The organism is Bacteroides sp. 3_1_13 (assembly GCF_001185845.1).
Classification (GTDB): Bacteria; Bacteroidota; Bacteroidia; order Bacteroidales; family Bacteroidaceae; genus Bacteroides; species Bacteroides xylanisolvens.
This window is the reverse complement of the sequence record NZ_KQ236955.1, coordinates 646287-660407: the sequence shown is the minus strand read 5'-3', so window position 1 is coordinate 660407 and position 14121 is coordinate 646287. Positions and strand designations below refer to the sequence as shown.

Annotated in this window: 9 protein-coding genes and 1 pseudogene; all 10 read left to right on the top strand. The window is 40.3% G+C overall.

Features of this window, described 5'->3' with window-relative positions; all coding sequences use genetic code 11:
• The first annotated feature begins 314 nt into the window (after positions 1-314).
• The 10 genes and pseudogenes from HMPREF9009_RS02495 to HMPREF9009_RS02450 all read left to right on the top strand — a co-directional run bounded on the left by HMPREF9009_RS02495 (position 315) and on the right by HMPREF9009_RS02450 (position 14017).
• Positions 315-1610, top strand: coding sequence for a Gfo/Idh/MocA family oxidoreductase (locus HMPREF9009_RS02495; RefSeq protein ID WP_049701369.1), 1296 nt, complete (start codon positions 315-317; stop codon positions 1608-1610).
• Positions 1607-1852: a hypothetical protein gene (locus tag HMPREF9009_RS26100; protein WP_049701368.1), complete on the top strand. Its 246-nt coding sequence runs from the start codon at positions 1607-1609 to the stop codon at positions 1850-1852. The genes HMPREF9009_RS02495 and HMPREF9009_RS26100 overlap by 4 nt, the downstream gene beginning before the upstream one ends.
• A gap of 61 nt (positions 1853-1913) precedes the next feature.
• Complete coding sequence (locus HMPREF9009_RS02485) at positions 1914-3332, top strand: Gfo/Idh/MocA family oxidoreductase (RefSeq protein ID WP_004323915.1); 1419 nt, start codon at positions 1914-1916, stop codon at positions 3330-3332.
• Positions 3333-3397: 65 nt separating this feature from the next.
• Positions 3398-4747, top strand: a complete 1350-nt coding sequence (locus HMPREF9009_RS02480) for a 3-keto-disaccharide hydrolase (protein ID WP_049702216.1) — start codon at positions 3398-3400, stop codon at positions 4745-4747.
• Between the two features lie 233 nt (positions 4748-4980).
• Positions 4981-5796 (top strand): FAD:protein FMN transferase, encoded by an 816-nt coding sequence (locus HMPREF9009_RS02475; RefSeq protein WP_049701367.1) that lies wholly within the window; start codon positions 4981-4983, stop codon positions 5794-5796.
• A gap of 77 nt (positions 5797-5873) precedes the next feature.
• Positions 5874-6113 (top strand): annotated as a pseudogene (locus HMPREF9009_RS02470) (acetate--CoA ligase family protein); the annotation flags it as partial.
• A gap of 99 nt (positions 6114-6212) precedes the next feature.
• Positions 6213-10229 (top strand): hybrid sensor histidine kinase/response regulator transcription factor, encoded by a 4017-nt coding sequence (locus HMPREF9009_RS02465; RefSeq protein ID WP_049701365.1) that lies wholly within the window; start codon positions 6213-6215, stop codon positions 10227-10229.
• Between the two features lie 12 nt (positions 10230-10241).
• Complete coding sequence (locus tag HMPREF9009_RS02460) at positions 10242-11120, top strand: AraC family transcriptional regulator (RefSeq protein WP_049701364.1); 879 nt, start codon at positions 10242-10244, stop codon at positions 11118-11120.
• An 82-nt stretch (positions 11121-11202) separates the two neighbouring features.
• Entirely contained in the window at positions 11203-12624 is a 1422-nt protein-coding gene (locus tag HMPREF9009_RS02455; protein ID WP_049701363.1) for an L-fucose/L-arabinose isomerase family protein, read from the top strand.
• A gap of 40 nt (positions 12625-12664) precedes the next feature.
• The gene (locus HMPREF9009_RS02450) at positions 12665-14017 is read left to right on the top strand and encodes a glycoside hydrolase family 99-like domain-containing protein (RefSeq protein ID WP_049701362.1); all 1353 of its coding nucleotides are present in this window, start codon (positions 12665-12667) and stop codon (positions 14015-14017) included.
• The last annotated feature ends 104 nt before the right edge of the window (positions 14018-14121 follow it).

The following is a 14121-nucleotide window of genomic DNA, read 5'->3' as shown; positions in this document are numbered from 1 at the left end:
TACGGTGAGTAAGGCTGCGGATGGGTGTTTTTATGTGTATGTTACCGAATTTACCAGAAATGTTCCGATAATGAAGTCGAAAGATTTGGTAGAATGGATGTATTGCAACACGGCATTCCCGATAAGACTCGTCCTTGGTTTGAGCCTAAAGATGGAATTTGGGCACCCGACATTAAAATTATATGGACGGTAAATATGTGTTGTATTATGTAATGTCGGTGTGAGGAGGATCTCCTTCTTATGAAACACAAAAAGCACCTGTATTTAATAACTGATTTTTAAATAAACCAATTATAATCTTAAATACCACAAGCATGAAACATACCCCTATTAGCAGGCGGGATTTTCTAAAGAATTTAGGCATAGCCGGGGCTGGCACTCTTCTTGCAGCAAGCCCTTGGCTTTCTGCTTTTTCGGAGGTGATGAACACCTCAAACGAGAAGTGTCGTCTGGCAATTATCGGGCCTGGTTCCCGGGGACGGTTTTTAATGGGATTTTTGGCTAAGAACCCCAAAGTCGATATTGTAGCATTGTGCGACATTTATAAACCGTCTATTGAGAACGCATTGAAACTTGCACCTAATGCCAAAGTGTATGGTGACTACCGGGAAGTGTTGGAAGATAAGTCGATAGATGCTATACTCGTAGCTACCCCTCTTAGCTCGCATTGTAAGATCGTATTGGATGCTTTCGACGCAGGAAAGCATGTGTTCTGTGAAAAGTCAATAGGTTTCACGATGGAAGAGTGTTACCGTATGTATCAGAAGCATCGTAGCACGGGAAAAATTTTCTTCACAGGACAACAGCGTCTGTTCGATCCTCGTTACATTAAAGCAATGGAGATGATTCATGCAGGTACCTTTGGTGAAATAAATGCCATCCGTACTTTCTGGAATCGGAATGGGGATTGGAGACGTTCGGTACCTTCACCCAATTTGGAACGCCTGATAAATTGGCGTCTTTACAAAGAGTTCTCAAAAGGACTGATGACGGAACTCGCTTGCCATCAACTTCAGATCGGAAGCTGGGCTTTGTGTAAGATACCCGAAAAGGTGATGGGACACGGTGCCATCACTTATTGGAAAGACGGCAGAGATGTGTATGACAATGTGAGCTGTGTATATGTGTTTGATGATGGGGTAAAGATGACATTTGACTCTGTTATTTCCAATAAATTCTATGGACTGGAAGAACAGATCATGGGTAATCTCGGAACGGTAGAACCGGAAAAGGGAAAATATTACTTTGAAAGTGTAGCTCCTGCACCGGCCTTCCTGCAAATGGTGAATGACTGGGAAAACAAAGTGTTTGACTCTCTGCCTTTTGCCGGAACAAGCTGGGCGCCGGAAACAGCAAACGAAAACAAAGGAGAATTCATTATCGGAGGACGTCCCAAGAGCGATGGTACATCATTGTTGTTGGAAGCTTTTGTTGAGGCCGTCATAACACAAAAACAACCTAAAAACATCGCAGAAGAAGGGTATTATGCAAGTATGCTCTGTTTGTTGGGACATCAGGCATTGGAAGAAGAACGGACACTCTATTTCCCTGATGAGTATAAAATAGACTATCTGAACCATCAATCTGTAAAAACACCCGAAGCAATATGAAAGACACGATTGTAACCGCACGACGTAAGAAAATAGAGTTAATCACTTTACTCGTTTGTTTCGTAGTATCTAATTTGCTACATCTTTATGCAATTATTGCTTATCATGCACCATTTACGGAGATGATAACGTCTATTTTTTATATAATTATATTTACTTTTGTGCTTTATGCTTTCTGGGGGATTTTGCGTCTCTTGTTTTATGGAATGCAAGCACTATTTAAAAAGAAGAACAGGAGTTGATAGTTATTCTGCATATTTAAAAATAAAGAACTTAATCAATATCAATGAAAATAAATAATTTATGGTAACACGAAGGGATTTTTTGAAAACGATGTCGATGGCTTCAGCCGGATTGGCATTGGGAACCGGTGATTTATTACATGCGCAAACTGCTTCACCTAAAAAAGGAAGAGGTGACAAAGTGAAGATTGCTTATATCGGCATTGGTAACCGTGGAGAGCAGATTATTGAAGACTTTGCACGGACAGGTATGGTGGAAGTGGTGGCTTTATGTGATGTAGATATGGGTGCCAAACATACACAAAAGATAATGGCTAAATATCCGAAAGCAAAGCAGTTTAGGGATTTTCGCCAAATGTTTGATAAGGCCGGTAACGAATTTGATGCTGTAGCAATTGCTACTCCCGACCATTCGCATTTCCCGATCAGTATGCTGGCTTTGGCATCCGGAAAGCACGTATATGTAGAGAAACCGCTGGCACGTACCTTCTATGAAGCGGAACTGTTGATGCAAGCTGCGCTTAAACGTCCGAACTTGGTTACTCAAGTAGGAAATCAGGGACATTCTGAAGCAAACTATTTCCAGTTTAAAGCCTGGATGGATGCGGGAATTATCAAAGACGTTACTGCTATCACTGCCCACATGAATAACCCACGTCGTTGGCATAAATGGGACACTAATATTTATAAACTTCCTTCCGGTCAGCAACTGCCGAAAGATCTGGATTGGGACACTTGGCTCGGAGTTACTCCTTATCACGAGTATAATAAAGATTATCATTTGGGACAATGGCGTTGTTGGTATGATTTTGGTATGGGAGCATTGGGCGACTGGGGAGCACATATCCTCGACACGGCTCACGAATTCCTGGAACTGGGATTGCCATACGAAGTCACTATGCAATATGCAAAAGGGCATAATGATTACTTCTTCCCGTATTCTTCCACGATTCTCTTCCGTTTCCCGCAACGTAAAGGAATGCCACCGGTAGATATTACCTGGTATGATGGTTTGGATAATCTTCCTCCTATTCCTGCCGGTTATGGAGTTTCGGGACTAGATCCGAACATCCCGGTAACTAATCAGGGAGATACTCCGAAGTCTAAGTTGAATCCAGGAAAGATCATTTATACTAAGGATTTGATCTTCAAGGGTGGTAGTCATGGAAGCACTTTGTCTATAATTCCGGAGGAGAAAGCAAAAGAGATGGCAGACAAGTTGCCGAAGGTTCCTAAAAGTCCTTCCAATCACTTCGAGAACTTCTTGTTGGCATGTAACGGTATTGAAAAGACACGCTCACCGTTCGAAATCAATGGAGTGTTGAGTCAGGTATTCTCACTGGGTGTGATGGCTCAACGACTTAATACACAGTTGTTCTTTGATCCTCGTACGAAGCAGATTACAAATAATGAATTTGCTAATGCAATGCTGGCGGGACTTCCACCGCGTAAAGGTTGGGATGAATTTTATAAATTATAAATAGAAAATAGCCTTTTCCATTCCTTCTTCGAATATAAGGGAGTGGGAAAGGCTAATAAATGATTATGAAGAAGAATATCGTATTAACTTTACTTTTATTCTGTGCCGCTTCTTTAAGTGCACAGAATTGGGAACCTCTTTTCAATGGGAAAAACCTGAAAGGATGGAAGAAATTGAATGGCAAAGCCGAGTATAAAATTGTAGATGGTGCTATTGTCGGTGTATCTAAAATGGGAACACCCAATACTTTTTTGGCAACGACAAAGAATTATGGTGACTTTATCCTTGAGTTTGACTTCAAGGTAGATGATGGTTTAAATTCCGGAGTACAGCTTCGTAGTGAAAGCAAGAAAGATTATAAGAAAGGTCGTGTACACGGTTATCAGTTTGAGATCGATCCTTCCAAACGCGCTTGGTCAGGTGGTATCTATGATGAGGCACGTAGAAACTGGCTTTATCCTTTGACGCTGAATCCGTCGGCAAAAACCGCTTTTAAGAATAATGCATGGAATAAAGCTCGTATTGAGGCTGTAGGTAACTCAATCCGTACCTGGATAAACGGAGTGCCTTGTGCTAATATCTGGGATGATATGACTCCTGTGGGCTTCATTGCTTTGCAGGTGCATGCCATTGGAAATGCGGCAGATGAAGGTAAAACAGTTAGTTGGAAAGATATCCGCATTTGTACGACGGACGTAGAACGCTATCAGACACCGGAAGCGCAAGCTGCACCGGAAGTGAATCTGATTGCCAACACGATTTCTCCGAATGAAGCAAAAGAAGGATGGACTCTATTATGGGATGGTAAGACTACTGATGGATGGAGAGGAGCTAAGCTTTCTACTTTCCCTGCAAAAGGCTGGAAGATAGAAGATGGAATTCTGAAAGTAATGAAGAGTGGTGGCGCTGAATCTGCTAATGGCGGTGATATTGTGACTACCCGTAAATACAAGAACTTTATTCTGAAAGTAGATTTTAAGATTACCGAAGGTGCCAATAGCGGAATTAAATATTTCGTAAACCCGGATATGAATAAAGGTGCAGGCTCTGCTATCGGTTGTGAATTCCAGATTCTTGATGATGACAAACATCCTGATGCAAAACTGGGTGTGAAAGGTAACAGAAAGCTAGGTTCGTTGTATGATTTGATTCCGGCTCCTAAGAATAAACCTTTCAACAAGAAAGAGTTTAATACTGCTACCATTATCGTAAAAGGTAACCATGTAGAACATTGGTTGAACGGAGTTAAATTGATTGAATATGATCGTAACAATGATATGTGGAATGCATTGGTAGCATACAGTAAATATAAAAACTGGCCTAATTTCGGAAATCCGGAGGAAGGTAATATACTCCTTCAGGATCACGGAGATGAAGTGTGGTTCAAGAACGTGAAGATTAAAGAACTGAAATAAGGTGTATTCTAGTTATTACGTGGGGTGTGTCAAAACTCCTTTATGATTTTTATTCAGGCACGGATTACACGGAATTACACGGATTACGTTGTTACTTTATGCAACGATATTTCTAAAAACCGTGAAATCCGTGTAGTCCGTGCTTGAATTGTATGATTGTGAATGTTTCGTTTTATTTTTGACACATTTTTCCTGTTTATTTATTCCTTGATTAATATTTGTCCTACTATACAATGCAGACCGCTATTCAACATTTGTATAAACCACCTCATGAAGGTAATGGACTGCTTTATGCCTGGTTTCTTTCCATGCATACACGGGTGGATATTATACTGTATAGCCAGAAACCGGAAAGAGAATTACTACTTGTGGTTAATCGTATTTATGATGCATTGTATCGGCTGGAAAAGATAGCGAACTTTTATGATCCGGACAGCGAATTGTCTTTTGTCAACCGGACGGCCTCTATTTCTCCGATCGTTCTTAGCGAAGAACTTTATTCAATGATTGATTTATGTCTGGAATATAACAGCAAGACCTTAGGATATTTTGACATTACAGTCCATTCAGAAAATTATACTCAGACAACTATACATTCAGTCCATTTGTCAGCGGAAGAGCATAGCATCCATTTCTCGCAACCGGGAGTTTCTATCAACTTATCCGGTTTTCTCAAAGGATATGCCTTAGAAACAATCAAAGGCATATTAAATGAATCCATGATAGAAAATGCATTGATAAACATGGGAAACAGTTCTATCCTTGCTTTGGGTAATCATCCGGTAGGATCGGGATGGAAAATTAATAATATACTTCTTCATAATGAATGTCTTACAACTTCCGGTAATGATTCTCCCGAACGACGGCATATTGTTTCTCCTCGAAATGGGAAATTGGTGGAAGGCGTTCAACAGATAGCTGTAGTTACAACCAATGGGTCAATAGGAGAAATATTGTCTACCGCTTTGTTTGCTGCTGACGGCGAACAGCGTAAGGCTTTGATGGGTATATATGCACAATGTCGTGTATATATATATCCACTGTACTGAATATATATATATACATCGTGTTGGTTATATATATCCACCATACTGTTCGTATATATCCAATGATACTTATCTAACCTGGTTTGGCTCCGCTTTCTTACGAAGAAGCTTATTCAATGCTTCATTCTCTGCGTGCATATAAAATCATTCAGGGAACACGTGGGCAAAAGGGAGTCAACGAAAACAAATTTGCTGAATTTATCCGTTTGTCCATTTTGCTACGCTTCGCTACAGAGATCAAGGAAATGGATATAAATCCGCTTTTAGCAACACAAAAGGCCGTTATAGCAGTTGACGCGCGTATCAGAATAGAAAAATAGGACTATTCTTTCATTCATTGAGACATATTTACTATCTTTCCGCTGTGATTTTGCCTACATTTGGTAACTCAAACGGAAAGATAGAAAACACGTATGTTTATGAAGAAAGTTCTAATACTTTTAATCTGTTTAATTGGCTATCAGATCGGCTGCCATGCACAAATGGCGGACGAACATTACTATTTCAAAAATCTTAGTGTACAGAACGGATTATCTCAAAACACGGTCAATGCGATTTTGCAGGATAAGCAGGGCTTTATGTGGTTCGGCACGAAAGATGGTTTGAATAGATATGACGGTTTGTCATTTCGCAAATTCAAACACGATGACCGTACACGGCGGAGCATTGGCAATAACTTTATCACAGCGCTTTATGAGGATGCGAAAGGAAATATCTGGGTAGGTACGGACGTAGGACTTTATATCTATAATCCGGAAAAAGATTCTTTCCGGCATTTTGCTGAATTGAGTGCGGAAAACACGAAAATAGAACATACCGTAACTGCAATCTCCGGAGACAACAAAGGATGTGTCTGGGTAGCGGTAGAGTCACAGGGACTATTTTGTTATGACTTGGAGGAAGGAAAGCTCCGAAACCATACATTGGAGAACTTTTCTTTTATCTCCACCAATGTCCAGTCTTTTGTTTTCGATAATAGCGGAACCCTCTGGATTGGCTGCTATGGCGATGGACTTTTCTATTCGAAAGACCGTCTGCAAACCCTTCATCCTTATGTTTCGCCTGTAGACAACCGGGAGACTTATGCGAATAATGTAGTAATATGCCTTGCGAAAGGAGCCTATAATTGTCTATATGTAGGCTCTTTAAAGGGAGGAGTGAAAGAACTGAACCTGACCTCTAACAAACTGCATGACTTACTTTCTGAAGATGAAAATGGAGAGTCTGTTTTTTGTCGTGAACTGCTGGTCGCTTCTGACAATGAATTATGGATTGGCGCAGAATCGGGACTCTATATTTATAATCTTCGAATGGGCAAATACGTTCATTTGCGCAGTTCGATCAACGACCCTTATTCTTTGTCCGACAATGCTATTTATTCATTGTGTAAGGATCGCGAGGGTGGCATCTGGATTGGTTCTTATTTTGGCGGTGTGAATTATTATCCTCGTTTTTATACGTATTTCGAGAAATATTACCCCAAAGGAACCGATAATGGTTTGCATGGGAAGCGAGTACGTGAGTTTTGCCAGGATAGTCAGGGTATTCTGTGGATTGGTACGGAAGACGGTGGTTTGAACCGCTTCAACCCCAAGACCAAAACTTTCTCCTTTTTTACACCCAGCAGTGCTTTTACAAATGTGCATGGCCTGTGTTTAATGGACGATCATCTTTGGGTAGGAACCTTCTCAAAAGGCGTGAAAGTAGTAGATACGCGTACGGGAGCTATCGTGAAAACCTATCAGAAAACAGATTCTCCCCGTTCATTGATAGATAATAGCGTTTTCTCTATTTGTCGGACAACGACAGGTGATATTTATCTGGGAACTTTATTTGGCTTGCTGCGATATAACAGGCAGTCTGATGATTTCGACCGGATACCGGAACTGAATGGCCGGTTTGTATATGACATAAAAGAGGATTCCGGAGGTAATCTGTGGCTGGCTACTTATGCCAATGGAGCTTATTGCTATAATGTGAGCGAACAGAAATGGAAGAACTATTTGCACGATGAAAATGATCCGAAAAGTCTCCCATACGATAAGGTATTAAGTATCTTTGAAGACTCTCACCGGCAAATCTGGCTGACGACTCAAGGGGGAGGCTTCTGCCGGTTCCATCCGGACACGGAAACATTTAGCAATTACAATCTGTCTGCCGGATTGCCGAACGATGTCGTTTATCAGATTGTGGAAGATAAAAATGGCTTTTTGTGGCTGACAACCAATAATGGTCTCGTTTGCTTTCAACCTGCAACCGGAGTCATGAAAGTATATACCACCTCCAATGGTTTGTTGGGTGACCAGTTTAATTATCGTTCGAGTTTTGAGGCCGAGGATGGTACGATTTATTTGGGTAGTATCGATGGCTTTATAGCTTTTAATCCCAAGAACTTCTCGGAGAACAAGTTTCTCCCCTCTATTGTAATTACTGATTTCTTTCTGTTTGGAAAGGAAGTATATGTGGGTGAACCGGGCTCCCCGCTGGAAAAGAGTATAACTTTCTCTGACCAGCTTGTTCTACAGTCCAATCAGAATTCTTTCTCTTTCCGTGTGGCAGCGCTGGATTTTCAGGCTCCTAAGACAAGTCGGATTATGTATAAGTTGGAAGGTTTTGATACAGACTGGTTGACTGTGAGTGAAAGCCCTGTTGTTACTTATTCCAATCTTCGATATGGTGATTATACCTTTCAAGTGAAGGTTTCCAATAGTGATGGCGTATGGAGTGATGATGAACTGTCATTGGAAGTGCATATTCTCCCTCCTTTCTATCTGTCTATATGGGCGTATGTTGTGTATGCATTGTTGATTGTTGGTTGCTCTGTCTATACATTCCTTTATTTTAAACGGCGGAGTAATAGAAAGCATCGTCGGCAAATGGAGAAATTTGAACAGGAGAAAGAAAGGGAAGTATACCATGCAAAAATTGACTTTTTTACGAATGTAGCTCATGAAATACGCACTCCTTTGACTTTGATAAAAGGACCATTGGAAAATATTATTTTAAAGAAAGAAGTTGATCAGGAGACACGTGAAGATTTGGATATTATGAAACAGAATACGGAACGTTTGTTAAACCTGACGAATCAGCTATTGGATTTCCGGAAGACAGAAAGTCAGGAGTTTCGATTGAATTTTGTTGAATGCAATATCACAGAGGTACTAAAGGAAACCCACAGGCGTTTTACTTTCTTGGCTAAGCAGAAAGGTTTGAAATTCCTACTGAATGTGCCTGCACAGGATTTTTATGCACATATTAATAGAGAAGCGTTTACTAAGATTGTAAGTAATCTGCTTAATAATGCAGTAAAGTATGCGGAAACTTACGTGCATATCTTTTTGGAGATCGATGATAGTGAAGAGAAGAAGGAATTCCATCTTCGTACAATAAACGATGGGGTGATTATTCCAGATGAAATGAAGGAAGAGATATTTAAGCCATTTGTGCGCTTTAATGAAAAAGATGACGGCAGAGTTACTACTGGCACTGGTATTGGATTAGCTTTATCTCGCTCATTGGCAGAGTTGCACCAGGGAAGCTTGACCATGTTGGAAGGGGAAGAGGTGAATTGTTTTTATCTGACACTTCCGGTAGCCCAAAACACGACGATTAAATTAGCTTCTGAAGTAACTACCGGAATCGAATCTGGAATAGAGGTACATACAGAACAAGCTGAAGATAGGGAAGATAGGTCGACAGTGTTGATTGTAGAAGATAATCCTGATATGCTTGCTTTTGTGGCTCGGCAATTGGCGGATAGCTATGCTGTCTTGACTGCTACTAATGGTTCTGAGGCATTAGAGATATTAGATGGGCATTATGTAAGTCTGGTGATTAGTGATGTTGTTATGCCAGTTATGGATGGTTTTGAACTGTGTAAGAAGATAAAATCTGATTTGACTTATAGTCATATTCCAGTGATTTTATTGACAGCCAAAACGAATATTCAGTCAAAAATCGAAGGTATGGAGTTAGGTGCGGATGCCTATATTGAAAAACCTTTTTCTGTAGAATATTTACACGCTTGTGCTTCTAATTTAATTCAGAACCGGGAAAAACTGCGGCAGGCATTTACGCAATCTCCTTTTGTGGCAGCTGATACAATGGCATTAACTAAGGCTGATGAGGAGTTTATACAAAGATTGAATGAAGTGATTCAGATGAATCTCAGTAATCCGGATTTCTGTATGGAAAATATGGCGGATGGTATGAATATGAGCCGTTCTAACTTCTATCGTAAGATAAAAGGTGTTTTGGACTTAAGCCCGAATGAGTATCTTCGTTTGGAACGCTTGAAAAAAGCTGCCCAATTGCTAAAAGAAGGAGAAAATCGGATTAATGAAATTTGCTATACGGTAGGATTTAATTCTCCGTCCTATTTTTCTAAGTGCTTTCAAAAGCAGTTTGGAGTATCACCAAAAGATTTCGTTGGATAAATATCGGATATTATGGAACGAACTTCTATTAAATATTTTGTGAATAATAGTTTGGGATTAGATAGGAATATTTCCTCTGTGGGGTTTGAAGAGATTCCACCTAATACTTCTTATCCTACATATAATCATTCTGCCGGCTATTATTTTAATCCTGATAAAGGGCGTGTTTTGAAAGAATATCAGTTAATATATGTCACAGACGGGGAAGGAGTACTGGAAACGGGGAGTGGGGGGATATTTACGATTAAACGGGGGATGATATTTGTGCTGTTTCCAGGAGAATGGCACACGTATTATCCAAATTATCAAACGGGTTGGAGCCATTACTGGATTGGGTTTTGCGGTTCCGAAGTTGATAATTGGATGAGGAATGAGTACTGTTCGCGAAAAAGTCCTGTTTTTAGAGTAGGCATCAATGACGAGATTGTTTTTTTGTTTAGAAAAGCTATTAATATAGCCAATGAGGAGCTGAGTTTATATCAACAGGTGCTTGGTGGACTGGTAACTTATTTGGTAGCATTGATGTGTAGCATTGATAAGAATCGTCGGGTAGAAACCGATGATTTTTCTTCTAAAATAGATTATGCTTGTGTACTTATGCGGGAATTAATAGACCAATCTATTTCTATGCAAGAGATAGCAGAAAAAGCGGGAATGGGATATTCTCTTTTCCGTAAATTGTTTAAAGAGCGAATGCATTGTGCTCCGGTGCAGTATCTCCAGAATCTTAGAATACAAAAAGCTATTGAATTATTAACCACTACAACTATTCCTATAAAGGAAATAGCTTATCTGCTGAACTTTGAATCGCCTGCTTATTTCTCTGCCCGCTTTAGAAAACAGACGGGGAGATCTCCTGTTGAATATCGGGACGAATTTTGTAGCAAATAGTTATATTGTTCTGGCAATAATTGAAAGTTCTTTTGTAGAATAGTTCCTAAATTTGTATCATAACTAAAAAACAGAATTTACGATGCAGAATAAAGTGAGAATAGGGCTTTTGGGAGTTGGGTTGGATACATATTGGGGACAGTTTGAGGGACTTCTTCCCCGCTTATTGGCTTATCAGGAGGAAATATGTGCGGGTATTGAGCAGATGGATGTAGAAGTCGTTAACGTAGGAATGGTGGACTCCCCACAAAAAGCAGGGGAAAGTGCATTATTGCTCAAACAGGCAGATGTCGAATTTGTATTCTTGTTTATTTCTACTTATGCTCTTTCGTCTACAGTTTTGCCTGTTGCACAGCAAGTTGGGAAGCCTGTAATCATGTTGAATATGCAGCCTGTTCCTGCTATTGATTATCAGAAAGTCAATTCAATGGGCGATCGGGGAAAGATGACCGGAGAATGGTTAGCTCATTGCCAGGCTTGTTCTGTTCCGGAGTTTGCAAGTGTATTTAACCGATCAGGCATTAGATATGATATCATAACAGGGTATTTGTCTGATCAATTGGCATGGAAAGAGATTGCTTCCTGGGTAGATGCTGCACGTGCGGTAGATGGAATACGTAAGAATCGCCTGGGGATTTTAGGACATTATTATTGTGGAATGCTGGACGTTTATACCGATGTAATGCAACAAAGCGCAATATTCGGAACGCATGTGGAATTGTTGGAAATGTGCGAATTAAAAGCTTATAGGGATGAAGTGACGGATGTTGATTTGAAACGTAAGTTGAATGAGTTTTATGATAAATTTGATGTAGAAACGTCGTGTGAGTCGGACGAACTAGTAAGGGCGGCACGTACTTCTGTAGCTTTGGATAAGCTGGTGGAAGCTCATCGATTGGGAGCGATGGCTTATTATTATGAGGGTTTCAATGGAAATGATTATGAGAATATTGTCACTTCGGTTATTGCGGGTAATACTCTACTGACAGGGTATGGAATACCTGTTGCAGGAGAATGTGAAGTAAAGAACGCACAAGCGATGAAAATAATGTCATTATTGAAAGCAGGAGGCTCTTTCTCCGAATTTTATGCAATGGATTTTAATGATGATGTAGTAATGCTGGGACATGACGGACCGGCACACTTTGCCATTGCCGAAGAAAAAGTAAAACTAGTGCCACTTCCGTTGTATCATGGTAAGCCGGGAAAAGGATTGTCTATTCAGATGACTGTAAAGCCGGGAAATGTTACGTTGTTGTCCGTTTGTGAAGGAAAAGACGGAGTTTTCTTATTAGCGGCAGAAGGAGAAGCTGTACAAGGAGAAACATTACATATCGGTAATACTAACAGCCGTTATCGTTTTCCATGCGGAGCTCGTCGTTTTATGGATATGTGGAGCAAGGCGGGACCATCACATCATTGTGCGATTGGGGTAGGACATAAAGTCTCAGAACTAAAAAAACTTGCGTTTCTCCTGAATATTCCTATTGTTATAATTGAGTAAAATAATTCCCTTTTAATAACTGTAAAATCATCTTATAATTATGGATAGAAGGACGTTTTTAAAATCTGCAGGAGCTAAGGGGGCGGCTGTAATGGCTACTTCTGTTGTGGGTACGGAAATGTTGCATGCAACAGAAGTCTTAGAGGAAAGAACTATTTCAACACCTAAACAAAAAACGACAGTGACTCGGCTGCCAGAAGACCTGAGTACGTTGGTAGGCGATGTGACTTTATTGGATAAACCTCAAAATCTGACAGTAGCTTGCTATACATTCCCTAATTATCATGCTTCTGCCATACATGATAAAATTTATGGACCGGGATGGACAGAATATAATCTTGTAAGGAGTGCTCGCCCATGGTATCCAGGGCATGCTCAGCCTAGGGGACCATTGTTGGGTGAACTCGATGAAAGTAAACCGGGGACATGGGAAAAATATAATGATTTATGTAAGCAGAGTGGGATTGATGTTCTTATCTGGGACTGGTATTGGTACGATAATGAACCTTGTCTGCATGAAGCATTAGAGAATGGATTTTTACGTGCTTCTAACAGGAATGACGTGAAATTTGCATGTATGTGGACCAATCATCCTTGGTATGTGCTATACCCTACCTCAATGACGAATGGGCATAATGCTTATCCTCCCAGTTTTGCACCTGCGGATAGTTCTCTGAAAGAGTGTTGGCAGAGCTTATCATATATTATATCCAGGTATTGTCATTTGGAAAATTATTGGAGAATAGATGGAAAACCCGTGATTTGTATTTGGGATCCTAATCGTTTGGAAAAGAATATAGGAGTGTCTCAGACTAAACAATTATTTGCGGAATTAACAGAGTTTGCCAGGAAACTGGGACATAAAGGCTTGCATTTTCATTCTTCAGGATTTTATTCTCCTAATTCTAAAGACGTGGGTTATAGTACGGCAGGCTCTTATAATCCTTTTACATGGGTTGCTGATAATTATCAGCCTAAAGACGTAGAATTGCCGGACTATGGAATAGCGGCTGCGGATGTAGCTTTTAAGTTGTGGCCGAAACATCATCATGATTTTGAGATTCCTTACTTGCCTTCTCTTTCTCCGGGGTGGGATTCCACTCCTCGATATATCCCGCCATTAGCACGGCCTGATAAACCTAATCGGGATAAATGGCCTGCTTGTGTAATTCTGGAAGGTGAGAATCCGGCATCTTTTAAAGCATTGGTACAATCGGCCTTTGCCTATTTAAACAAACATAAAGATGTACCACCAATTTTGACTATTGCCTGTTTTAACGAATGGACTGAAGGACATTACTTGTTACCGGACAATCGTTTCGGATACGGAATGCTTGATGCTCTGGCAGAAGCTTTGGGTAAGAAGAATAGTCACTCAACACATGGTATATGACCTATGTGAATAGCTATATATATTCTAGAGGAATGTGTATGGGACGTTTGTTTTATTAATTGGGATATTTATTTTATCTTGGAATGCTCGAATTCCCTACATTT